Below are 18,984 nucleotides of genomic sequence, written 5' to 3'. Positions count from 1 at the left end.
CGAGGGCCGCGGGGACGGGAGGATCGAGGCCGAGGGGAGGGCTGGGGCCGCTCACCCGGCGGCCTCAGGCTCTCGCGCGGTTGAAGAGGCGTGCGCCGCCGAGCAGGCAGAGGGCCGCCAGGGCTAGGGTGACGGCGGCACCGACGGCGACGGTGCCGTTGGCGTAGTGGCCCTGGAACACCTGGCGCACGGCGTCGACCGTGTAGCGGAACGGGATGACTCGGGAGGCGCCGTCCAGCCAGCCGGGGGCGAGGCTCATCGGCAGCAGCAGGCCGGACAGCAGCATGAGCGGCATCCCCGCCGTGTTGGCGATGGCGGCGAACTCCGGTGGCGTCGCGACGTTCATGGCCAGCCCATAGGAAAGGGCGGACAGCGCCGCGGCGAGCGCGTCGGCCTCGTCCAGATAGTGGGTGGTGAGGAAGACCGTGGTGCCGTGCTCGGTGCGGATGCGCCGGACCAGGTCCCACAGCTCGGCGCGGCTCCCGGGGTCCAGCCCGGTGGTCGGCTCGTCGAGGAAGAGCACCTCGGGCCGGTTGACCATGCCGAGCGCGATCTCAAGCCGGCGGCGCTGGCCGCCGGAGAGCGCGGCGGTGGGGCGGTCCATCAGATCCAGCAGTCCGAGGTCGGTGGCGAGTTCCTCGGCACGTTCCCGCGCCGCCGTCGTGGGCAGCCGGTGCAGCCGGCCCTGGGTGATCAGCTCTTCGCGTACGGCACAGGCGGGGTCCAGGCCGCCTGGCTGGGCCACGTATCCGATCCTGCGCCGCACGCCCACCGGGTCGTGGAGCAGGTCGTGTCCGGCGATCTCGGCCTGGCCTCCGCTGGGCGGCAGGAGGGTGACGAGCATGTGCAGAGTCGTGGTCTTGCCCGCGCCGTTGGGGCCCAGGAAGCCGAGGATCTCGCCGCGGTCGACGGTCAGGTCGATCCCGCGGACGGCGTGCACGGGACCGTTCTTGAGCTGGAACGTCCGGGTGAGGCCCCGGGTGCGGATGGCTGGTGAAGACATGCCCCAGATAAAAACACAGTGCACTGCAAAATTGCAATCGACTTAACTTTTGGAGTGTGGTTAAACTTCTTCCCATGACCGAGGGGCTACGGGAACGCAAGAAGCGGCAGACACGGCAGCGCATCTCCGAGGTGGCCATCGGCCTGTTCGTGCAGCGGGGCTTCGAGCACGTCACGATCGCCGAGGTCGCCGCGGCGGCGGAGGTGTCCGTGAACACCATCTACAACTACTTCCAGGCCAAGGAGGACCTCGTCCTGCCGCCGGACGAGGCGTCCCCGCAGCGGCTCGCCGACATCGTGCGGCACCGTCCGGTCGGCGAGTCCGCCGCACGGGCGGTGCTGACCCGGCTGCGCGAGGAGGTGCGCCATCGCGACCGCAAGCTGGGGCTGACCGCAGGGTTCGGCCGCGTCTTCGAGATGATGCGGGCCGCCCCCACGCTCACCGCCCGGTTGGGAGACCTCGGCAGTCAGATGACCGAGGCGCTCGCCGTCGTGCTCGCCGAGGAGACCGGGGCCGCGCCCGACGACCTGCTGCCCGGGGTGGTGGCCTACCAGCTCGGCTGCCTCCACTCGCTGGTCTTCGCCGAGATCGGCAAGCGCACCGCGGCGGGGGAGAGGCCCGACGCCATCGCCGAGGCCGTGCTGGATCTCCTGGACGTCATCGAAGACCTGCTCGGCGAACGCATTCTCACCTACGCCACAAGGAAGGACCGACCATGTTCAGAGTGATCGTCTCCGGCACGTTCGACGGGCTGAGCGAGGCCGGCGCCGCCGCCGTCCTGGCGGCGGGCGGCGCCGCCTTCACCGAGGCGGGAACCTTCACCCACGACGGGAGCCTTTCGGCGTTCACCTTCCGCTGTCAGGTGCCCGCGGGCCCGGACGACGGCGAGAACGAGGCCACCCGGGGGGCGATCGCGGCACTGGACGCGCACGGCCACCCGTACCGGGTTCTCCGCGTCGCGGTGACGGACATGCGCCACATCAAGATCCGCCGGAAGGGCCGGCGGGGATGAACCACCGGACCGGCTGCGGGTGGTGTACGAGCCGGCCAGGGTCCGTCAGATCGCTGAGGATGCGATCCGCAAGGCGGTTCAGGCCAAGGACAATCCCGCCGACTTGATCAATGTGGCATTGGAAGAGCTTGTGCGCGCCCGTTGTGAGCTGCCCGGCTACACCACGCTGGCGGGGTCGGCGGCATAGCCGACCGGAGCCTGGGCCGCGTCGTACTGGTCGACGGCCCAGGGCAGTCCGACACAGGACAGTTAGGTGCCGGCCATGATCGTCATGCGTGGAGGTGACGATGGAGTGCCGCGTTCGGATATGACGACCATGACGTCGGCCTCGGCAGGGTTCTACGAGCGAGTCGCCTCGTAGTCGGGGAGTGCGGCCGGGGTGGTCCGGGTCGCCGGGCGCATGGTCAGGATCAGTACGGCCAGCCCGGCGAAGATGACCGCAGCGACGACGCCGGTCACGTGCAGGCCGGCGGTGAACGCCTCCCGCGCGGCGCGCAGCAGTTCCGCGCCCTGGCCGGCGGGAAGGTGCCGGCTGGCGGCGACCGCACCGGCCAGCGAGTCGGACGTGCCGTCCATCCGGCCGCGGTAGACCACCGCGGCCACCACGCCGAGCAGCGCGAAGCCGAGCGAGCCGCCGAAGTAGTTGCCGGTCTCCGACATCGACGCCGCCGAGCCGGCGCGCTCCGGCGGCACGGACCCGACGACCAGCCCGGTGCCCAGCGCGAACAGCGGGCCGGTGCCCAGCGCCAGTACGGTGATGCCGACCATCACCAGCGGCAGGGCGTACGCACCGCCGACGCCGGCCAGCAGCAGACCGCCCAGCGCCGACCCCGCCAGCCCGCCGGCGATCGCGGTCGCCGGCTTCATCCACCGGGTCAGCACCGGCGCGGCCATGGTGCCGGCCGCCACGCCCAGGCCCATGGGTGCGAACAGCACCGCCGACGCGAACGGCGAGAAGCCCAGCACGTTCTGCAGGTACTGGGTCACCATCAGGCCCGTGCCGGCCATGGCGACACCGGCGAAGACCAGACCGACGATCACGGCCGTGAACGGGCGGTCGCGGAGCAGCCGCAGGTCCAGCAGCGGCGTCTCCAGCCGCAGCTGCCGGCGGACGAACAGGAACCCGACGGCCGCGCCGGCGACGAGGGCCACCGCCGGCACGACCGGCGTGCTCTCGACGGTCAGCTGCTTGACGCCGTAGACCATCGAGAGCACCGCCACGAGTGACAGCCCGACACTGGCCAGGTCCAGCCGGCCGACCTGGTCGCTGCGGAACTCCGGCAGCAGGAACGGCCCGGCGAGCAGCAGCAACGCCATCGCCGGCACCGCGACGAGGAACACCGATCCCCACCAGAAGTGCTGGAGCAGGAACCCGGCGAGTACGGGCCCCAGCGCGCCGCCGGTGAACTGGCAGGTCGCCCAGATCGCGATGGCCCGCCCGCGCTGCCGTTCGTCGCGGAACATGTTGGTGATCAGGGCGAGTGTGGACGGCGCCAGGGTCGCGCCGGCGACGCCCAGCAGCGCACGCGCGACGATCAGCATCAGCGGGCTGACCGCGAAGGCGGCCACGACCGACAGCACCGCGAACGCCGCTCCGCCGATCATCAGCAGCCGCCGGCGGCCGATCCGGTCGCCGAGCGTCCCCGTCGTGATGACCAGGCCGGCCACCATGAATCCGTAGCCGTCACTGATCCACAGCTGCTGGACGCCGGTGGCACCCAGGTCGGCGCTCAGCTGTGGGAGCGCGAGGAGCAACGCCGTCGTGTCTATCGCGACGAGCAATGTCGGCAGCATGAGGACGACCAGTCCCAGCCATGCCCGGTTGACTCGCATATCCGAAACTCCTTGTTCTCTCGACGTTTCACCGGTTGGTCGGAGCGGTCGAGAGCTTCTTGACATCGGTACGGACGGACATCTCTCGCATCTGCCACGGTGGGGCGTCACCAAATGACGACCTCGCGGTCCGGGCGATGCGACGGCGAGAACTCATGCGAACGTTCGGGCGGGGGGATGTCAAGACGACGACGGCGGCGCCGACCAACGGTCGAAGAGCCCCGCCGGGGCTCGCGAACCACGAGGAGTACGAGATGCGGTTCCTGATCAGCCTGCACATCAACCCGGCCGTGCTGGACGCGCTGACCGACGAGGAGAAGGAACTGGTCAGCGGGTCCGGCGTGGCGGGCCGAGATGGGTGGCGGCGCTGTGCCGGAGCTGGTGGAGATCGAGTCCTGTGTACTGGTCGAACAGGACGCGCGCGCGGTCGTAGCCGAGTCGCGCACCGGCCGAGGCCGGGGATCGCCTGGTCGCAGAAGATCGCCACCTGCTCATGTACGTGATAACAGGCCCTTATCACGTACATGTCCTGGTCTTCGTAGAGGCTTGCTGCGGTGGCCAGCCGCTCGCGATGTGGGGCGAGAGGGGCGCTGCCGGCAGCCACCAGGCGCGTTCTCGCCGGTTGCTATCGCTCTAGCTTGCCTGCCCTGTCCCGCAGGTGGCGCTGTTCGGGGAGGCTCGTGGTACGCCGGGCCGCTAGCCGGTAGTTCTCTCGTGCGGCGGCGTACTCGCCCGCCAGCTCTTGAAGGTGGGCGCGGACGGCGTAGAGGCGGTGGTGACGGGCGATCCGGGGGTCGCTGTCCAGGCTTTCCAGCAGTTCGAGTCCGGCCTGGGGCCCGCGGGTCATCGCGACCGCGACGGCGTGATTGAGCGTGACCATCGGGTTCGGCGCGATCCGGCCGAGGACTGCGTACAGGATGCGGATCTGTTCCCAGTCGGTGTCCTCAGCACGCGGTGCCTGGACGTGCAGCGCGGCGGTCGCCGCCTGGAGTTGGTAAGGGCCGAGGGGTGAGGAGGACATGGCGCCGGTGACCAGTGCGGTGCCCTCTTCGATCATGGCGGCGTCCCACCGGTTCCGGTCCTGCTCGGCCAGCGGTATGAGGACGCCGTCCGGGCCGGTGCGAGCCGCATGGCGGGCGTCGGTCAACAGCATCAGTGCCAGAAGCCCGGCGACTTCACCGTCATCCGGCAAGGACCGGTGCACCATACGGGTGAGCCGGATCGCCTCTGTGGTGAGATCGCCGCGGTGCAGGTCGGGTCCGGAACTGGCGGTGTAGCCCTCGTTGAAGATCAGGTAGAGCACATGCAGGAGGGCGTCCAGCCGTTTGGCCCGCTCCTGGACGCTCGGCATCTCAAACGACGCACCGACGGCTTTTATCCGCTGCTTGGCACGGCTGATCCGCGGCGCCATGGTGGCCTCCGGCACGAGGAATGCCCGCGCCACCTCGGCGGTAGTGAGCCCGCCGACGGCGCGCAGCGTGAGCGCCACCTGAGAGGCGGGCGTCAGCGCCGGATGACAGCACAGGAACAGCAGCGCGAGCGTGTCGTCCTGGTCGCCCGGGCTTTCCCCGCCGGGCGCCGGCGCGACGGCGGCGTCCGGCGCCTCCCGCACCGCCGCGGTGACCTCCCGGCGGCGGCGCGCCTGCTCGCTGCGTACCTGGTCGACCAGGCGGCGGGAGGCAACGGTGATCAGCCAGGCACGCGGGCTGTCCGGAACCCCGTCGGCGGGCCACTGCGTCGCCGCGGCGAGCAGCGCCTCCTGGACCGCGTCCTCGCACTCCTCGAATCCGCCATAGCGGCGCAGGAGCAGGCCGAGGACCTGCGGCGCGAGTTCGCGCAGCAGGTCCCCGAGGCGTTCGGTCGTGCTCACATCTCCATCCCGGCCGAGTCCATCAGCGGCCGCACCTCCACGCCGCTGATCTGACCGCTCGGTATCAGGGCGGCTAGTTCCACGGCGCGTTCCCGGCTTTCGCAGTCGACCACGTACTGGCCGGCGACATGATCCGGGGTCTGCAGGTACGGGCCCTCGGTCACAGTTACCACGCCGTCCCGAGCCCATACGACGGCGCTGATGGACGGATCGGCGAACACGTGAGCGCTGATCAGCTCCCCTGCTTGCCCGGCCGTGGCCAGGAACTCCTCATGGTCGAGCCCTCCCCAGGGTAGGGCCGCGGCGCTCAGGTAGAGACTCAGCAGGAACTTCACCGCGTGCTCAGCCGTCGGCCGTGCCCGCGAAGAGCACCGGCCGCACCTCAATGCCGAGGCCCTCGACGCCGGCGTCCGGGATGAGCGCGGCCAGCTCCAGGGCGCGCTCCCGGCTGTCGCATTCCACCAGGTAGTAGCCGCCGAGGTACTCCTTGGCCTCAAGGTAGGGCCCGTCCGTCACCGCCGGGACGCCGCCCCGGACCCTGACCACGGCGCTCTGCGACGGGTCGGCCAGCGCGGTGGTGCTGATTATCTCCCCGGACTTCTTGATGGTCTCCATGAACGGGCCGTGGCCGCTCATCACCTCGTTGCGCTCCTCCGCGGTCAGCGCGTCCCAGATCTGCGGGTTGTTGTGCATGATCAACATGAACTTCAACGTCGTCTCCTTCAATGGTCGGGCGGCGCCCCCCAAAAAGCGCCGTTCACCATGGAGTCGGAGCAGGTGCCGCATTCTTGCGGTACCGGACCACAAGAATTTCCCGCTCGCTCCGACTATGTCGCGAAGGGGCGCCTGACCTTGGCGTTCCGTGCCCAACAGCTATCACTGGAGTATAGGGACGAACCTTCCACGCATCGGCGTCAGCCTGCCGCACGTCGGCCCGACCCCGACCCCAACCCCGACCCCGACCCCGACCCCGACGCCGTCGTGGCCCAGGCGACCGAACGGCTCGGATTCCACGCCGTGTCCGCCGGCGAACGGCTGCTGATCCCCACCGGACCGCACTGGAGCAACGACGCGGGCCTGCCGGAGTCCCACGCCTGGGACTCGCTGACGAACTCACCCACGCCCTCGCTATCGCCTGACTCCGGGCAGCGCCGCCGGCGCTGGCCCCACACCGCCAACCCGCATCTGTTGGTCAGCCGGCAAACGGCCGCCATGGGCACGGCCCGTGACCGACAACCGACCGGCCAACGGCGGTAGCGAGCAGAGGCGGGCGGAGTTACCTCCACGGCTCGGATGTGGGTCGGTGCGACGAGGAGTCTGTCCTTGTAACGGTTCGGCTGCTCTGGGTTGGTTACCGGTGGGTCCGCCCTACCTTGCGGCCCATGCCGGTGGATTTCCCGACAGAGGATGAGGAAGCGGCCTATGGCCGGTACGCGGGGGCGCCGTCGCAGGCGGACTTGGAGCGGGTGTTCCTCCTTGATAAGGGGTTCGCGGCGGTCGAGGCGGAGTTGCGGGCGTGGGTGGCGGCCCGGTCGTGGACGTCGGGAGACGGCCCGAAGGCGATCTTCATCGACGCGGTGGGGTGGCTACGGGAGCGGGATGTGCTGCTGCCCGGGGTGACGACGCTGGCGCGGCTGGTCGTCCAGGTACGCGACGACACGACCCGCTGACTGTGGGGCGTGCTGGAAGGCCTGTTGACGGTGGGCCAGCGGTATGTGCTGGACCAGCTATTGGAGGTACCACCGGGGTCGCGGATCTCCGATCTGGAACGGTGGCGCAAGGGCCCGGCGCCGCGGGGATCGGGCCCGACGATGATCAAGGCGTTGGATCAGGTCGCCGAGGTGATGGGGCTGGGCATGGCCGACCTGGGTGCCGAGAGTGTGGTGCCGGCGCGCCGGTTGGCGGAGCTGGCCAAGTACGGGATGCGCGCGGACGCCTCACTGATCCGCCGTCATGGCGACGGCCGGCGTTTGGCGACGCTGCTGGCTACGGTCCGGTTCTTGGAGGCCAAGTCGGTCGACGACGCCCTGGAATTGTTGGATCTGCTGATGGCCACCGAGCTGTTGAACAAGGCGCAGACGGCGGCGAACAAGGAGACGGTCCGCAAGCACCCCAGGCTGGCCAAGGCGTCGGCGCGGCTGGCGGTGGCGGTGGAGGCGTTGTTCGAGTCCGACGGCTGGGGCGGCCCGGATGAGGAGCCGCGGGTGGCGGAGGTGTGGGAGGCGATCGAGGCGGTCGTGTCCCGCGCCGAGTTGCGCGCCGCGCTGGTGCTGGTTAACGACAACGTGCCGCCGCCCGACGCCGCCGCCCCTGACGACTGGCGGACCGAGCTGGTCGGCCGGTACACCACCGTCTCGGGGTTCTTGAAGATGCTGCCGAACGTCATCGCGTTCGGCGCGAACGCCGAGGGCGCCGCGGTCCTTCAGGCGATGCAGATGCTGCCGGACGTCCTGGCCTACCGGAGCCGGCTGCCCGCGCCGCTGATCCCGGCCAAGCTGATCGACCCCGCCGTGGTGAACGGTGCATGGAAGCGCCTGGTGTTCGGCCATCCCACCCATGCCGATGGCGCGGTGAACAGGCACGCTTACACCTTCTGTGTCTTGGAGCAGTTCTATCGCCATCTGAAGCGGCGGGAGATCTACGCCGATGCCTCCAGCCGGTGGCGCAACCCCCAGGCCCAGCTGCTGGACGGAGACCAGTGGGCGCAGGTGAGGCCCGAGGTGCTGACCGCGCTCGGCCTGCCGGAGAACCCGGACGCGCTGCTGGCCGATCACACCCGCACCTTGGACGCCGCCTACCGCCAGGTGGGCGGCCGCCTGGCGGTCAACACCGAGGTCCGCATCGATGACGACGGCAAGATCCACCTGACCGGGGTGAAGGCGATCGAGGAACCGCCGTCACTGGTCGACCTGCGCAAGCGGACCGCGGCGATGCTGCCGCGCGTCGACCTGCCTGAGGTGATCTTGGAAGTGATGTCGTGGGAGCCCTCCCTGATCGACGCGTTCACCGCGGTGTCGGGCGGCCGGTCCCGGCTGGAGGACCTGCCGGTCTCGATCGCCGCGTGCCTGGCCGCGCACTCCATGAACGTCGGGTACCGGCCGATCGCCAAGACCGGCGTGCCTGCGCTGGAGCGGTCGCGGCTTTCGCACGTGTTCCAGAACTACTTCCGGCCCGAGACCCTCGCCCCGGCCAACGCGCCGCTGGTCGCCCGGCAGACCGGGCTGGCCTTGGCGCAAGCGTGGGGCGGCGGCATGGTCGCCGCGGTCGACGGGATGCGGTTCGTGGTCCCGGTCCCGGCCGCGTTCGCCCGCCCCAACCGCAAGTTCTTTGGATCGAAACGCGGTATGACCTGGCTCAACGCAATAAATGATCAAGGAATGGGGCGGGGTGCGAAGATCGTGTCTGGGACGATCCGCGATTCCCTGCACATGGTCGACGTCATCTTTGGCCTGGACGGCGGCGAACTCCCGGAGATCGTCGTTTCGGACACCGGATCGTACAGCGACCTGGTCTTCGGGCTGCTGGAACTGCTGGGCATCTCCTATCGGCCCGCGCTGGCCGACCTGCCCGACCAGAAGGGCTGGCGGATCAGCGGCGACGCCGACTACGGGCCGCTGAACACCTTCGCCCGTGGGAAGATCGATCTACGGAGGGTGCGCAAGCACTGGGGCGACATCCTTCGGGTGGTCGCCTCGATCTACACCGGCACCGTCCGTGCCTACGACGTGGTCACCATGCTGCAGCGCGACGGCCACCCGACCGCGCTCGGCGAGGCGATCGCCGCCTACGGCCGGATCTTCAAGTCCCTGCACATCCTGGCGTTCATCGACACCGACGAGACCTATCGGCGGGACATCAAGCACATCCGTAACCTGCAGGAGGGGCGCCACGACCTGGCCCGCAAAATCTGCCACGGGAAGAAGGGCGAGCTGTACCACCGCTACGAACGCGGCCTGGAGAACCAGCTGGGCGTGCACGGCGCCTACAACTTCCTGCTGCCCGACCTGGCCCCCGGCGCGATCCGGGCCCTGCGCGACCCCGACGCAGCCGACGACGAAGACGAGAGCTGACGAACCCGCCTGCCCCGAAGGAAACCTGATCGTGGCTGCTCCGCCCCCGCTGGCCGACGCCAGCGCCCTCGCAAAGCGCGCTCTTCAAGCGCGGGCGCTACTGCAGTTGGTCGCGGCGGCGGGTGAGGTAGGCGGTCTCGCCGGTGTTGCCGGCCAGGTCGATGGCCCGGTCGTAGGCCGCGCGTGACTGCTGACTTTGGCCCAGCCGGCGCAGCAGGTCGGCGCGGGTGGCGTGGTAGGCGTGATAGCCGGCCAACGCCTCGGCGAGGCGGTCAACGATGGCCAGTGCCGCCTCCGGCCCGTCGAGCTCGGCCACGGCAATGGCCCGGTTGAGGGCGATGATCGGGGAGGTGTCGAGGCGGATGAGCTGGTCGTAGAGGGCGAGGACCTGTGACCAGTCGGTGTCGCGGATGTCGCGGGCGGAGGTGTGCACGGCGTTGATCGCGGCGAGGATCTGGTAGCGGCCTAGAGCGACCCCGGCGGCGGCAGCGGCGAGGCGCTCGCGTACCAGCCGATGCCCCTCGGCGATCAGGCCTGTGTCCCAGGCCCCACGGTCCTGCTCGTCGAGCGCGACCAGTTCGCCGCTGACCGAGATCCGGGCGGGGCGGCGGGCCTCGGTGAGCAGCATCAGCGCCAGCAGCCCGGCCACTTCTCCGTCCTGCGGCAGGAGCGCGCGGATCAGGCGGGTGAGCCGGATCGCCTCGGCGGTCAGGTCCTGACGTACGGGATCGGTGTCGGGGCCGGTCGCGAGGTAGCCCTCGTTGAAGGCGAGGTACAGGACGGCGAGTACGCCGGTGAGGCGTGCCGGGAGATCCTCGGCGGCCGGCACGCGATAGGGGATGCGAGCCGCCTTGATCTTGGCCTTCGCGCGGGTGATCCGCTGCCCCATGGCACTCTCGGCCACCAGGAACGCGCGGGCGATCTCGGGCACGGTCAGACCGCCGACCATGCGCAGCGTCAGCGCCACGCGGGTCTCCATCGCCAGCGCCGGGTGACAGCAGGTGAAGATCAGCCGGAGCCGGTCGTCGTCGATGGCGCCGACAGGCTCGGGCGGGTCGGCCTCGTACACCATCTGAGCCTCCTTGTGCTTGTCGTCGCGCTTGTTCTCGCGCCGGATCCGGTCGATGGCCTTGCGGTTGGCGGTGGTGGTCAGCCAGGCGCCGGGGTTGGGCGGTACGCCGTCGGCCGGCCACCGCTCGACGGCGGTCGCGAACGCCTCGGCGGCCGCCTCCTCGGCGATGTCGAGGTCACCGAAACGCCTGGTCACGGCGGCGACCACCCGGGCCCACTCCTCGTGGTGGGCCCGGGTGATCGCCTCCTCGACGTCGCTCACCGGAACGGCCGCACCTCGACCTTCCGATCGCAGACCTTCGACGCCTCGGCGGCGAGCTTGAGCGCCACATCCAGATCGGGGGCCTCCCACACCCAGACGCCGGCGAGGTACTCCTTCGACTCCACGAAAGGCCCGTCGCTGAACACCGCCTGCTCGCCCCGGTTGTCGATGACCGTGGCCGCGTCGGTGTCCGCGAGTCCGCCCGCGAAAACCCAGTAGCCCTCGGCGATAAGTCTTTCGTTGAACGCGCTGATGGCAGGCCGCCTGTCCGTGCTGCCGGGATTGCTCTTGTCATCGATCACGGAAACCAGGTACTGCATCTGAAGATCATCTCCTGTGGTGTCAAGACAGCGTGGTTCGGTGGTCAGGGACTTCAAACCGTTGCATACCGCGGGCGCCCGGCCGGCCGGTAGACCTGGATCGTCACGCCCTTCGAGTCGACCCGCGACTCGACCAGGTCGAGCGCAAGATCCGGACCGGACTCCGGGAACAGGCGCGCGCCCTGGCCGACGATCACCGGGATCACGATCAGAGTCATCTCGTCGACCAGATCGTTCTCCAGCAGCCACCGGATGAGGGCGCCACTGCCGTGCACCTGCAGCTCACCGCCGGGCTTGGCCTTCAGGTCACTGATGGCCGCCGCGAGGTCACCGCGGAGAACGGTCGTGTCCTCCCAATCCGGCGCGGTGAGCGTGGTCGAGGCGACGTACTTGGGGGCCTCGTTCAAGGCCACGCCGATGGGATGTGCGCGCATCTGGTCGATTGATCCCCAGGAGCCGGCGAACAGCTCGTAGGTGCGCCGGCCGAACAGGAACGCCTCCGCGCGCTGGTAGGTCTGCGCGATGAACGCCCTGGTCCCGTCGTCGCCCTTCCCCAGGGCCCATCCGCCGCGCTCGAACCCCGTCGGGTGGTCGTCCGTCGGGGCGCCGTTGTTCTGCATCACTCCATCGACGGAGATCTGGGTCATGGTCGTCAGCTTCATGATCGCGGTTCCTTTGCCTTGGCGCCGCCCCCTGTGGGCGGCCTCACCCCTGCTACGAACACCACCACCCCGATCCGACACCCCCTCCCGGACTTCTTTGAAGAACTTTCCGGGACGCCGGTCGTCATCGATCCGACAACACGACAGCGTCGCGGCGACTGCGCTCCGCCTCCTCAAGGCCCTCCGCTCCCGAGAATGTCCTCTGCCGCCAGGTAGCGGGGTGAGAGATCACGATTGCGGTTCGTGATCGTTCCGGAGCGGTGAATGTGGCTGGTTGGGCGGTCACGGCCCGACATCGGGTTGGCGATGACGCCGACCGTGGCGTCGGCCACCAGCCGGTGGCGGCTCACCCGCCAGCCGTTGGCGTGCTGCTCGCCTATCGCCTTCCCTGCCTGCCGCCGTCGCGCGTGCCGTCTCCGGGATACGCGTTTCCGCAGCCGCTGACAAGGGTCACGATCGTCATCTGACAAGACCGCCTGATTCCCCCGGATTGACGCATGCCGATATCGGCATATGATGGCGCCCGTGGCACGAGCAGCGACGACGTCGGACGTCTTCAACGCGATCGCCGAGCCGCAGCGCCGGGAGATCCTGGCGCTGCTGCGGGCGGGTGAGCGGTCGGTGACCGAGTTGGCCCAGGAGCTGGGGATGACCCAGCCGGGGGCGTCCAAGCACCTGCGGGTGCTCCGGGAGGTGGGGCTGGTGCGGGACCGCAAGGCAGGCAAGCAGCGCCTGTACGGCCTGGACGCCCGCGGGCTGCGACCGGTCCACGAGTGGACCGGCGGGTTCGAGCGGTTCTGGAACGAGAGCTTCGACCGGCTGGACGCGTACGTGCAGGACCTCAAGCAGGCAGGACAGGAAGGAAGTAACTGATGAGCGAGACGGGACAAGGAGCGCCGGCGCAGTCCGCGACGGCCGACCGCGAGGTTGTGATCTCCCGGGTCATCGACGCCCCACGGGAGCTGGTGTTCGAGGCGTTCACCGAGGTGCGGCACCTGTCGCGGTGGTGGGGTCCGGAGGGGTTCACCACCACCACGCGGTCCTTCGAGTTCCGCGTCGGCGGGGAGTGGGACTTCGTGATGCACGGACCGGACAGGACGGACTACCAGGAGTGGATCACCTGGACCGAGATCGTCCCGCCGGAGCGGATCGCGCTGCTGCACGGCGAATACCGCGGCGACCCGAACGCCTTCGAGTCGGTCCTCGCGTTCGCGCCCGACGGGGCGGCGACCCGGATCGAGATGCGCACGGTATTCCCCACCAAGGAGCTGCGCGACGAAGCGGTCGAGAAGTACCACGCGATCGAGGGCGGCCGGCAGACCCTGAGCAACCTGGCTGCCTACGTCACCGAGATCATTCGGAAGGGAGCTGAGGGCTGATGGCCGGGAAGGTGTTCTTCAGCGTGTCGATGTCGCTGGACGGTTTCATCGCACCCGAGTCCTCCGAGGATTTGATGGGGCGGCAGTGGATGGAACTGCAGCAGTGGATATTCCCGCAGCGGTTCTTCCGGGAGAACCTGAAGCTCGGCAAGGGCGGCAAGGAAGGGCGCGACAACGACATCGTGCGGGAGACGTTCGAGCGCACCGGCGCGAGCGTGATGGGCAAGCGCATGTTCGACGCCGGCGAGCAGATGTGGCCGGAGGAGGCGCCGTTCCACACGCCGGTGTTCGTCGTGACGCACGAGAAGCGTGACCCCTGGGAGCGGCCCGGCGGGACCACCTTCCACTTCGTCAACGACGGCATCGAGACCGCGCTCGACCAAGCCCGCGAGGCCGCCGGCGACCGAGACGTCCGCATCGCGGGCGGCGGCGCGACGATCCTGGAGTACGTGAACGCGGGCCTGATCGACGAGTTCTCGATCGCGCTCTCACCCGTGCTGTTCGGCTCCGGAATCCGCCTGTTCGAGGGCGTGGACGCGGGCCGCATGGCCCTGGAGCCGGTCCGCGCGGAGCCGACGCAGCAGGTGACCCACCTGACCTACGCAGTCCGGGAGCGGTAACTGTCTCGACCTCAGCGCTTCCCCGCCGAGGTCAGCAGCGCGGTGAGATCCTCGACGCTCTGAGCGTCAGGGCCCTCCCCGCTCCCGAACATGTCCCAGCCGCCAGGTAGCTCCCCCGTGACTACGCGGGCTCGCCGTATTCGGCGACGTATGCCGCGTAGTTCTCCGCGAGGATGGCCCGGCCGGCCTCTGCGGTGAGGTGGTCCACCGAGGAGACGGCCGGCACCTGTCGGCTGTCGATGGTGGACGTGATCTGTTCGATCCGGCGGGCCAGTTCGGCGACGACGCTGGGAGCCGACTCGACCAGCAGCTTCCCGTCCCGCCATGCGTACCGTGGCGCACGGCCGATGCCGGTGTTGCGGATGTTCCACGCCAGGGACGCCACGTGGCTGTGCGGCAGCTCCGGGTTCTCCGTCAGCAGCAGGTAAACCCGTTCGGTGTCACCGCCGTAGCCGATCGGACCCGTGCACGGCTTGATCGGTCCGTCGGTGTCGCGGGCCACCACCTCGTAGACCCTGCACTCCGTGCAGCGGAACAGGTCGGTCACCTGTTCGTACTCGAACTCGTGGCCGCCGAAGCGGTCGTCCTCGCTGGCGGTGGCTGTCGTGCCCGCGGCGGGGTGGTAGCCCGCGCCGTTGCGGAGGGCCTGGGTGTACTTGGTGCCCTGGCGCGCGGCCTCGCGGGCGCGCTGGGCGGTGGTGTTCTGCTTCTTCGGCACGGTCGACTCCAGCCTGGCGGTATCCCACGCCTCCCGCCGGCGAGGACAGGGCCGGACGAAAGGTCTTCTGTGCTGCTGCGCGGGCCCCGGAGGACCTTGGCCGACTGTGCCCCGGGCGGCGTGGGCGCTCGGAGCGGCGGCGAACGGCGGTACGCGTCTGGCCGTGGTGTGGTTCCACGGTAGAGCACGCCGGTGACAGAGTGGGTCTTCACTGAGGTGTCGGGATTAGACGGTTTCCCGACAGGCCGCAGACCGGCCCCCAGAAAACCGGACAGCGAGGTATGAAATACCACGCTCGGCGGCCAATATCGAGCGCTGATTGACGACAGGATTTTCCGACAGATAGAACGGGGCTCCGTCCTCCCCCCCGGAGCGCCAGTGCGGATCGTCTACTCCCGCTCGTCCACCGCGACCCAGTCCCTGCTCCGGCAACGGCGCATCCTCACCGAGGCCGGGCTGCTGGTCCGAACCGAAGGCGTCGCCGAGGGCTTCCACCCGGCCGAAGGAGTGCTGCTGTTCGAGGATCCGGCCACCACCTCCAAGACCCCCGCGCTGGAGCGGCCCGCGTTCGGTCGCATCGCCGCCGCCGCCGCGCACCCCGGCGACACCCTCACGGTGTCGGAACTGTTCCGGCTCTGCCGTGACCTGATCGACATCCATGCCGTCCGCGACTGGTGCCGGGCCCGCGGCGTAGTACTGCGGGTCCTGTCGGGACCGCTGTCCAACTTCCACAACCTGGCCGCCAACGACGCGACAACCGCTCTGATCATCAACGTGATCACCGCCGTGGGGCAGTTCCAGCGCGACCTGCAGAACGAACTGACCGCCGAAGGGATCGCCGCGGCAGAAGCCGAAGGACGCTACCGCGGCCGGCCACCCGCGCTGGCTGTCGCCGTTGGCCGGTCGGTTGTTGGTCACGGGCCGGCACTCTGCCGCCGATCTCCGGCATGGTCATCACCGGCATCTTCCGGCCGCTGGGGCTCAGCCCGTCCAAGCTCCGCCAGGACCGCATCCTCGACGAGGCCCGCCACACCGCCGACCCGGTGCACCTCATGCGCGTAATCGGCGTCTCCGCCGCGACCGCGATGAAGTACGTCTACGCCGCTCATGAGGCTGTCGGGCGAACGGGTGCGGCTGAAGATCGGCACGCTGTACGGCGTGCTGGACCGGCTGGCCGCCGACGAGTTGGTGGTGCTGGACCGCGAGGAGGCGCAGCAGGGACGGCTGCGCCGCTATTACCGGCTCACCGAGTCTGGGGCGCGCGCCCTGGGGGCGGAGGCCGTACGGCTGGCCGGCAATGTCGAAAACGCCCGCCGGCGGCTGCGCGCCCGGTACGCGGGGGGCATGGCGTGAGCCTTCTGGAGGAGCGCTACCGCCGCGTGCTGCGCCTGCTGCCCGCCACCTACCGGGCCGCACGGGAGGAGGAGATGCTCTGCGCTCTGCTGGAGGGAGCCGGAGACCTCCGTGGTCAGCCCACCCCCCGGCCGCGCTGGCCGGAGATCGCCGGCATCGCCGCCCTGTCGGTGCGCGTGCGCCTGGGAGGCATCGGCGCGGCGCCCAGATACCTCGCCTGGGGCCAGACCGTCCGCCTGGTCGCCGTGCTGGGATTGTTCTTCCACGCGATGATGAGCTGTTTTTGGTTCGCGGACTTCCTCCGGCCTGACGGAGGCTTCCACAGCTTCCACCCCGGCGCCGAAGCCATCGCTGAGGTCACCAGCCACCTCGCTCCGCCGCGGTGACGCCACTAACCAGCGGCAACTTACTGCCATGGCCCCGTAGGCGGAGATCCCCGGCGGAGTCTCGGGTCCTCGCTCCCGCGCGCTGAGGACCCGGAGCCCGGACGGGTTATCTCTGGTCGAATTCGGAGGCTTTGGCGCCGTCGAGGAAGGCGGCCCACTCGCTGTCGTTGAAGAAGAGAACGGGGCCGGAGGGGTCTTTGCTGTCACGCAGGGCGACGGTGGCGTCCTGTTTGTGGGCGGGTCTCTGCGAGGCGTTTTCGAGCGCGGCGGCCTCGATGCAGTCGCCGCCGTTGTTTCCGCTGAGGCTCGACTTCCGCCATTTGAGTGTGCTCAGGTCCATTGCTCTTCCGCCGTTCTTCTGATGAGGTCAATCGACATGCTCTGCGGCAACGCCTCGGTGCGGAATCTGTCAGGGACACCAGCTTTTCCAGCTGGTCATGCATGGCCTTTCTTCCGCCGACCGGCCGGTGCGGGACCGCCTCGTCGATCAGGCGGCGCAGGGTCGGGGGCGGCGAGTCCTCGCGGGTGAGGACGTCCTGCCGTTTCATCCGCGCGGCCACGGCCGTCTGCTCCTTCTCGTGCCAGGTGCCGAACCACTCGGGGAACACCTGGCTCTTGCGCCAGTCGTGGTGATGCTCGGGGAGAAAGTGATTCCCTGCAGGCCGGAATGCGTCGCGACCGCTCGGAGATTCGTGCGGACATCGCCCGGGACTGGGAGGTGTCCGAGGAGCTCTGCGAGGTGGTGGAACTGCTCACCTCGGAAATGGTGACGAACGCGCTCGTCCATGGGCGCGGTTACCGCGTCGAGGTCTACGACAACAACAGAGACGTCCCGGTCGTGCCGGCCTCGTTCGACGGTGAGGAGTCCGGGCGGGGCATGGCCCTGGTCGGCAGGCTGGCCAGGAGCTGGGGCTATCGCGACACCCGACTCGGCAAGGCCGTCGTCTTCGAGCTGCTCGCCTGGCCGTAGGACTCCTTCAGCCGTCTCCGAGGCCGAGCCCGGCACCGAGCTGGGCGATCGAGCGGGCCGGGCTCATCGGCAGAGCCGGGTGCCGGTGCCGGAACCGCCTGTGGCGCCGGTGGTTCACCGCCAGGGCGTCAACGCGCACGGGTCCCCGGACCCGTGCGAAGATCGTGTGCCATGACGGCGGAGAACGAGCGGTGGAACCACAACATCCACTACCACCCGGTGATCCTGCGGGCGGTGCCGGACGGGTGCGGACGGGCGCTCGACGTCGGCTGCGGCGAGGGAATGCTGACCCGTGAGCTGCGCCGGGTCGCCGGGCACGTCTCCGCCATCGATCTCGACGGGCCGAGCATCGATCTCGCCCGCCGGCACGTCGACGCCTCCGGCATCGACTATCTCCTCGGCGACTTCCTCACCCATCCCTTCGAGTCGGCCTCGTTCGACGCCGTCGTCTCGGTCGCGACGCTCCACCACATGGACGCGGCCACGGCACTCGACCGGATGCGGGAGCTTCTCCGGCCCGGGGGGACGCTCGCCGTCGTCGGACTCGCCTACAGCCGGATCCCCGCCGATCTTCCCTGGGAGCTCGCCGCGGCCGTCGGCACCCGGCTGTACAAGCTGAAGCGGACCTACTGGGAACACTCGGCCCCGATGGTCTGGCCGCCGCCGGAGAGCTACGCCGGAATGCGGCACATCGCCGAGGAGACGCTTCCTGGGGTGCGCTACCGGCGTCACCTGCTCTGGCGCTACTCCCTCACCTGGACGAAACCCGCACCCTGAACGGCGCCCGCCCCGGAGTCACGCCGGGCGTCAACCGGCCACGCCCTGAGTGCCGCGCGGGCGCCGTCGCGGATCATGAAGGCCGGCGCGCGCCGGGCGGAGGCCGTCGAAGACGACGGCGAGGGTGCGGCGCTGGAGGTCGCGATGATGCCGTTGGCCTGGCGCAGTCCTTCGACGAAACGGGCGACGGTGACGACTTTGCCACCGTGGCGGGCGAAGAACCTCTCGGCTCTGTGGAAGCGTTGCGGGGGCAGCAGGATGTAGCGGCCCCACCGGTGGATGAACGCACGGCCGCCGGTGCGGCCGATCAGGTAGCCGAGGTTGTCCCCGGCGACGGCGGCCGCCACCGCGACCGCTACGACGACGATGTTCAGTTGCCCGGCACCGGCGTAGACCGCAGCGGCGATCAAGATTGTTTCCCCGGGGGTCGGGACGCCGAAGTCCTCGACGAACAGCAGCGCACCGACCGCCAGATAGCCGTTGTCGCTCATGATCTGCCTGGCCGACGGGCCGCAACGTTTCCGCACCGGCAGAGCCGAACGCGGCCAGGGTCACGGTCTGGGCCTGACCATCGCGCTCGGTCAGGCCCACGTGATCGGCGCCGAGCCCGTCTTCGCCAACGCCCCGGACGGTGGCGCGATCAGCACGCTCGCCCTCCCGGGCTGATACACACCCGAC

Annotated in this window: 27 protein-coding genes and 2 pseudogenes; 16 read left to right on the top strand and 13 right to left on the bottom strand. The window is 69.7% G+C overall.

Annotated features, from left to right (window positions below; all coding sequences use genetic code 11):
- Positions 1-64 precede the first annotated feature (64 nt).
- Positions 65-1,003, bottom strand: a complete 939-nt coding sequence (locus FHR32_RS41010) for an ABC transporter ATP-binding protein (protein WP_184759997.1) — start codon at positions 1,001-1,003, stop codon at positions 65-67.
- Positions 1,004-1,077: 74 nt separating this feature from the next.
- Between FHR32_RS41010 and FHR32_RS41005 the strand changes: the two genes are divergently transcribed.
- The 3 genes and pseudogenes from FHR32_RS41005 to FHR32_RS40995 all read left to right on the top strand — a co-directional run.
- Entirely contained in the window at positions 1,078-1,731 is a 654-nt protein-coding gene (locus tag FHR32_RS41005; RefSeq protein ID WP_184759996.1) for a TetR/AcrR family transcriptional regulator, read from the top strand.
- Positions 1,719-2,015, top strand: coding sequence for a DUF6204 family protein (locus FHR32_RS41000; protein WP_184759995.1), 297 nt, complete (start codon positions 1,719-1,721; stop codon positions 2,013-2,015). Before FHR32_RS41005 ends, FHR32_RS41000 begins: the two co-directional genes overlap by 13 nt.
- Positions 2,016-2,025: 10 nt before the next feature.
- Positions 2,026-2,184, top strand: a pseudogene (locus FHR32_RS40995) (DUF4158 domain-containing protein); the annotation flags it as partial.
- A gap of 170 nt (positions 2,185-2,354) precedes the next feature.
- On the opposite strand, the gene FHR32_RS40990 reads toward FHR32_RS40995, so the two are convergent.
- Positions 2,355-3,848, bottom strand: coding sequence for an MFS transporter (locus tag FHR32_RS40990; protein WP_184759994.1), 1,494 nt, complete (start codon positions 3,846-3,848; stop codon positions 2,355-2,357).
- A gap of 155 nt (positions 3,849-4,003) precedes the next feature.
- Here FHR32_RS40990 and FHR32_RS40985 point away from each other — a divergent pair, with 155 nt between their 5' ends.
- Positions 4,004-4,351 carry a hypothetical protein gene (locus tag FHR32_RS40985; RefSeq protein WP_184760099.1) on the top strand — a complete coding sequence of 116 codons (348 nt, stop codon included), beginning with the start codon at positions 4,004-4,006 and terminating at the stop codon, positions 4,349-4,351.
- A gap of 122 nt (positions 4,352-4,473) precedes the next feature.
- On the opposite strand, the gene FHR32_RS40980 is transcribed toward FHR32_RS40985, so the two are convergent.
- From FHR32_RS40980 to FHR32_RS40970, 3 genes are read right to left on the bottom strand one after another with little or no spacing between them, the layout of a single operon-like run.
- Positions 4,474-5,718, bottom strand: a complete 1,245-nt coding sequence (locus tag FHR32_RS40980; RefSeq protein ID WP_184759993.1) for an RNA polymerase sigma factor — start codon at positions 5,716-5,718, stop codon at positions 4,474-4,476.
- A complete protein-coding gene (locus FHR32_RS40975; RefSeq protein WP_184759992.1) occupies positions 5,715-6,053 on the bottom strand; it encodes a YciI family protein in 339 nt (112 codons plus the stop codon). The genes FHR32_RS40980 and FHR32_RS40975 overlap by 4 nt, the downstream gene beginning before the upstream one ends.
- Before the next feature lie 7 nt (positions 6,054-6,060).
- Positions 6,061-6,420 carry a YciI family protein gene (locus FHR32_RS40970; protein ID WP_246468645.1) on the bottom strand — a complete coding sequence of 120 codons (360 nt, stop codon included), beginning with the start codon at positions 6,418-6,420 and terminating at the stop codon, positions 6,061-6,063.
- Positions 6,421-6,570: 150 nt separating this feature from the next.
- On the opposite strand from FHR32_RS40970, the gene FHR32_RS40965 reads away from it, so the two are divergent.
- The 3 genes from FHR32_RS40965 to FHR32_RS40960 all read left to right on the top strand — a co-directional run bounded on the left by FHR32_RS40965 (position 6,571) and on the right by FHR32_RS40960 (position 9,788).
- A complete protein-coding gene (locus FHR32_RS40965) occupies positions 6,571-6,975 on the top strand; it encodes a hypothetical protein (RefSeq protein WP_184759990.1) in 405 nt (134 codons plus the stop codon).
- Positions 6,976-7,100: 125 nt separating this feature from the next.
- Positions 7,101-7,388 carry a DUF4158 domain-containing protein gene (locus tag FHR32_RS43710; RefSeq protein WP_221466909.1) on the top strand — a complete coding sequence of 96 codons (288 nt, stop codon included), beginning with the start codon at positions 7,101-7,103 and terminating at the stop codon, positions 7,386-7,388.
- Positions 7,389-7,397: 9 nt separating this feature from the next.
- Positions 7,398-9,788: a Tn3 family transposase gene (locus tag FHR32_RS40960; RefSeq protein ID WP_221466908.1), complete on the top strand. Its 2,391-nt coding sequence runs from the start codon at positions 7,398-7,400 to the stop codon at positions 9,786-9,788.
- Positions 9,789-9,885: 97 nt separating this feature from the next.
- Here FHR32_RS40960 and FHR32_RS40955 read toward each other — a convergent pair whose 3' ends face one another.
- The 3 genes from FHR32_RS40955 to FHR32_RS40945 are packed head-to-tail and all read right to left on the bottom strand — an operon-like array spanning position 9,886 to position 12,103.
- Positions 9,886-11,121: an RNA polymerase sigma factor gene (locus FHR32_RS40955; protein ID WP_184759989.1), complete on the bottom strand. Its 1,236-nt coding sequence runs from the start codon at positions 11,119-11,121 to the stop codon at positions 9,886-9,888.
- Positions 11,118-11,441, bottom strand: coding sequence for a YciI family protein (locus tag FHR32_RS40950; RefSeq protein WP_184759988.1), 324 nt, complete (start codon positions 11,439-11,441; stop codon positions 11,118-11,120). The genes FHR32_RS40955 and FHR32_RS40950 overlap by 4 nt, the downstream gene beginning before the upstream one ends.
- 53 nt (positions 11,442-11,494) lie before the next feature.
- Entirely contained in the window at positions 11,495-12,103 is a 609-nt protein-coding gene (locus FHR32_RS40945; RefSeq protein WP_184759987.1) for a dihydrofolate reductase family protein, read from the bottom strand.
- A 525-nt stretch (positions 12,104-12,628) separates the two neighbouring features.
- Here FHR32_RS40945 and FHR32_RS40940 point away from each other — a divergent pair.
- Genes FHR32_RS40940 through FHR32_RS40930 form a run of 3 tightly spaced genes read left to right on the top strand, consistent with a single transcriptional unit; the run spans position 12,629 to position 14,102 of the window.
- Positions 12,629-12,976, top strand: a complete 348-nt coding sequence (locus FHR32_RS40940; RefSeq protein ID WP_184759986.1) for an ArsR/SmtB family transcription factor — start codon at positions 12,629-12,631, stop codon at positions 12,974-12,976.
- Positions 12,976-13,482, top strand: coding sequence for an SRPBCC family protein (locus FHR32_RS40935; protein ID WP_184759985.1), 507 nt, complete (start codon positions 12,976-12,978; stop codon positions 13,480-13,482). Before FHR32_RS40940 ends, FHR32_RS40935 begins: the two co-directional genes overlap by 1 nt.
- Positions 13,482-14,102, top strand: coding sequence for a dihydrofolate reductase family protein (locus tag FHR32_RS40930; protein ID WP_184759984.1), 621 nt, complete (start codon positions 13,482-13,484; stop codon positions 14,100-14,102). The genes FHR32_RS40935 and FHR32_RS40930 overlap by 1 nt, the downstream gene beginning before the upstream one ends.
- Before the next feature lie 121 nt (positions 14,103-14,223).
- On the opposite strand, the gene FHR32_RS43705 is transcribed toward FHR32_RS40930, so the two are convergent.
- Entirely contained in the window at positions 14,224-14,820 is a 597-nt protein-coding gene (locus FHR32_RS43705) for a hypothetical protein (RefSeq protein WP_246468614.1), read from the bottom strand.
- A gap of 378 nt (positions 14,821-15,198) precedes the next feature.
- On the opposite strand from FHR32_RS43705, the gene FHR32_RS40920 reads away from it, so the two are divergent.
- From FHR32_RS40920 to FHR32_RS40910, 3 genes are read left to right on the top strand one after another with little or no spacing between them, the layout of a single operon-like run.
- Positions 15,199-15,882 carry a recombinase family protein gene (locus FHR32_RS40920; protein WP_184759983.1) on the top strand — a complete coding sequence of 228 codons (684 nt, stop codon included), beginning with the start codon at positions 15,199-15,201 and terminating at the stop codon, positions 15,880-15,882.
- Positions 15,883-15,927: 45 nt separating this feature from the next.
- Entirely contained in the window at positions 15,928-16,173 is a 246-nt protein-coding gene (locus FHR32_RS40915; protein ID WP_184759982.1) for a PadR family transcriptional regulator, read from the top strand.
- The gene (locus FHR32_RS40910) at positions 16,170-16,559 is read left to right on the top strand and encodes a hypothetical protein (protein WP_184759981.1); all 390 of its coding nucleotides are present in this window, start codon (positions 16,170-16,172) and stop codon (positions 16,557-16,559) included. Before FHR32_RS40915 ends, FHR32_RS40910 begins: the two co-directional genes overlap by 4 nt.
- A 106-nt stretch (positions 16,560-16,665) precedes the next feature.
- Here FHR32_RS40910 and FHR32_RS40905 read toward each other — a convergent pair whose 3' ends face one another.
- Together FHR32_RS40905 and FHR32_RS47600 are read right to left on the bottom strand one after the other, a co-directional pair.
- A complete protein-coding gene (locus FHR32_RS40905) occupies positions 16,666-16,899 on the bottom strand; it encodes a DUF397 domain-containing protein (RefSeq protein WP_184759980.1) in 234 nt (77 codons plus the stop codon).
- A gap of 73 nt (positions 16,900-16,972) precedes the next feature.
- Positions 16,973-17,119 (bottom strand): annotated as a pseudogene (locus FHR32_RS47600) (Scr1 family TA system antitoxin-like transcriptional regulator); the annotation flags it as partial.
- Between the two features lie 107 nt (positions 17,120-17,226).
- Between FHR32_RS47600 and FHR32_RS40900 the strand changes: the two are divergent.
- Entirely contained in the window at positions 17,227-17,529 is a 303-nt protein-coding gene (locus FHR32_RS40900) for an ATP-binding protein (RefSeq protein WP_184759979.1), read from the top strand.
- Between the two features lie 7 nt (positions 17,530-17,536).
- Here FHR32_RS40900 and FHR32_RS46470 read toward each other — a convergent pair whose 3' ends face one another.
- The gene (locus tag FHR32_RS46470; protein WP_281391221.1) at positions 17,537-17,668 is read right to left on the bottom strand and encodes a hypothetical protein; all 132 of its coding nucleotides are present in this window, start codon (positions 17,666-17,668) and stop codon (positions 17,537-17,539) included.
- A gap of 32 nt (positions 17,669-17,700) precedes the next feature.
- Between FHR32_RS46470 and FHR32_RS40895 the strand changes: the two genes are divergently transcribed.
- The gene (locus FHR32_RS40895; RefSeq protein WP_184759978.1) at positions 17,701-18,306 is read left to right on the top strand and encodes a class I SAM-dependent methyltransferase; all 606 of its coding nucleotides are present in this window, start codon (positions 17,701-17,703) and stop codon (positions 18,304-18,306) included.
- Here the strand turns inward: FHR32_RS40895 and FHR32_RS40890 are convergent.
- On the bottom strand, positions 18,273-18,797 hold the full coding sequence (locus FHR32_RS40890) for a DedA family protein (protein ID WP_184759977.1): 525 nt from the start codon (positions 18,795-18,797) through the stop codon (positions 18,273-18,275). The two genes, FHR32_RS40895 and FHR32_RS40890, sit on opposite strands and share 34 nt — an antisense overlap.
- Between FHR32_RS40890 and FHR32_RS40885 the strand changes: the two genes are divergently transcribed.
- On the top strand, positions 18,796-18,972 hold the full coding sequence (locus FHR32_RS40885) for an ATP-binding protein (RefSeq protein ID WP_221466907.1): 177 nt from the start codon (positions 18,796-18,798) through the stop codon (positions 18,970-18,972). The two genes, FHR32_RS40890 and FHR32_RS40885, sit on opposite strands and share 2 nt — an antisense overlap.
- The last annotated feature ends 12 nt before the right edge of the window (positions 18,973-18,984 follow it).

This window comes from Streptosporangium album (genome assembly GCF_014203795.1).
Classification (GTDB): domain Bacteria; phylum Actinomycetota; class Actinomycetes; order Streptosporangiales; family Streptosporangiaceae; genus Streptosporangium; species Streptosporangium album.
This window is presented reverse-complemented; position numbering and strand designations above follow the sequence as displayed.

Excerpts from the sequence above, each read along its gene's own strand:
- FHR32_RS40900 (WP_184759979.1), top strand. The coding sequence starts at position 17,227 with ATGCGTCGCGACCGCTCGGAGATTCGTGCGGACATCGCCCGGGACTGG.
- FHR32_RS40945 (WP_184759987.1), bottom strand. The coding sequence starts at position 12,103 with ATGAAGCTGACGACCATGACCCAGATCTCCGTCGATGGAGTGATGCAG.
- FHR32_RS40950 (WP_184759988.1), bottom strand. The coding sequence starts at position 11,441 with ATGCAGTACCTGGTTTCCGTGATCGATGACAAGAGCAATCCCGGCAGC.
- FHR32_RS41010 (WP_184759997.1), bottom strand. The coding sequence starts at position 1,003 with ATGTCTTCACCAGCCATCCGCACCCGGGGCCTCACCCGGACGTTCCAG.
- FHR32_RS41000 (WP_184759995.1), top strand. The coding sequence starts at position 1,719 with ATGTTCAGAGTGATCGTCTCCGGCACGTTCGACGGGCTGAGCGAGGCC.
- FHR32_RS40895 (WP_184759978.1), top strand. The coding sequence starts at position 17,701 with ATGACGGCGGAGAACGAGCGGTGGAACCACAACATCCACTACCACCCG.
- FHR32_RS40985 (WP_184760099.1), top strand. The coding sequence starts at position 4,004 with ATGCGAACGTTCGGGCGGGGGGATGTCAAGACGACGACGGCGGCGCCG.
- FHR32_RS40890 (WP_184759977.1), bottom strand. The coding sequence starts at position 18,797 with ATGAGCGACAACGGCTATCTGGCGGTCGGTGCGCTGCTGTTCGTCGAG.
- FHR32_RS40885 (WP_221466907.1), top strand. The coding sequence starts at position 18,796 with ATGATCTGCCTGGCCGACGGGCCGCAACGTTTCCGCACCGGCAGAGCC.
- FHR32_RS43710 (WP_221466909.1), top strand. The coding sequence starts at position 7,101 with ATGCCGGTGGATTTCCCGACAGAGGATGAGGAAGCGGCCTATGGCCGG.
- FHR32_RS40970 (WP_246468645.1), bottom strand. The coding sequence starts at position 6,420 with ATGTTGATCATGCACAACAACCCGCAGATCTGGGACGCGCTGACCGCG.
- FHR32_RS40990 (WP_184759994.1), bottom strand. The coding sequence starts at position 3,848 with ATGCGAGTCAACCGGGCATGGCTGGGACTGGTCGTCCTCATGCTGCCG.
- FHR32_RS40935 (WP_184759985.1), top strand. The coding sequence starts at position 12,976 with ATGAGCGAGACGGGACAAGGAGCGCCGGCGCAGTCCGCGACGGCCGAC.
- FHR32_RS41005 (WP_184759996.1), top strand. The coding sequence starts at position 1,078 with ATGACCGAGGGGCTACGGGAACGCAAGAAGCGGCAGACACGGCAGCGC.
- FHR32_RS40930 (WP_184759984.1), top strand. The coding sequence starts at position 13,482 with ATGGCCGGGAAGGTGTTCTTCAGCGTGTCGATGTCGCTGGACGGTTTC.
- FHR32_RS40905 (WP_184759980.1), bottom strand. The coding sequence starts at position 16,899 with ATGGACCTGAGCACACTCAAATGGCGGAAGTCGAGCCTCAGCGGAAAC.
- FHR32_RS40915 (WP_184759982.1), top strand. The coding sequence starts at position 15,928 with ATGAGGCTGTCGGGCGAACGGGTGCGGCTGAAGATCGGCACGCTGTAC.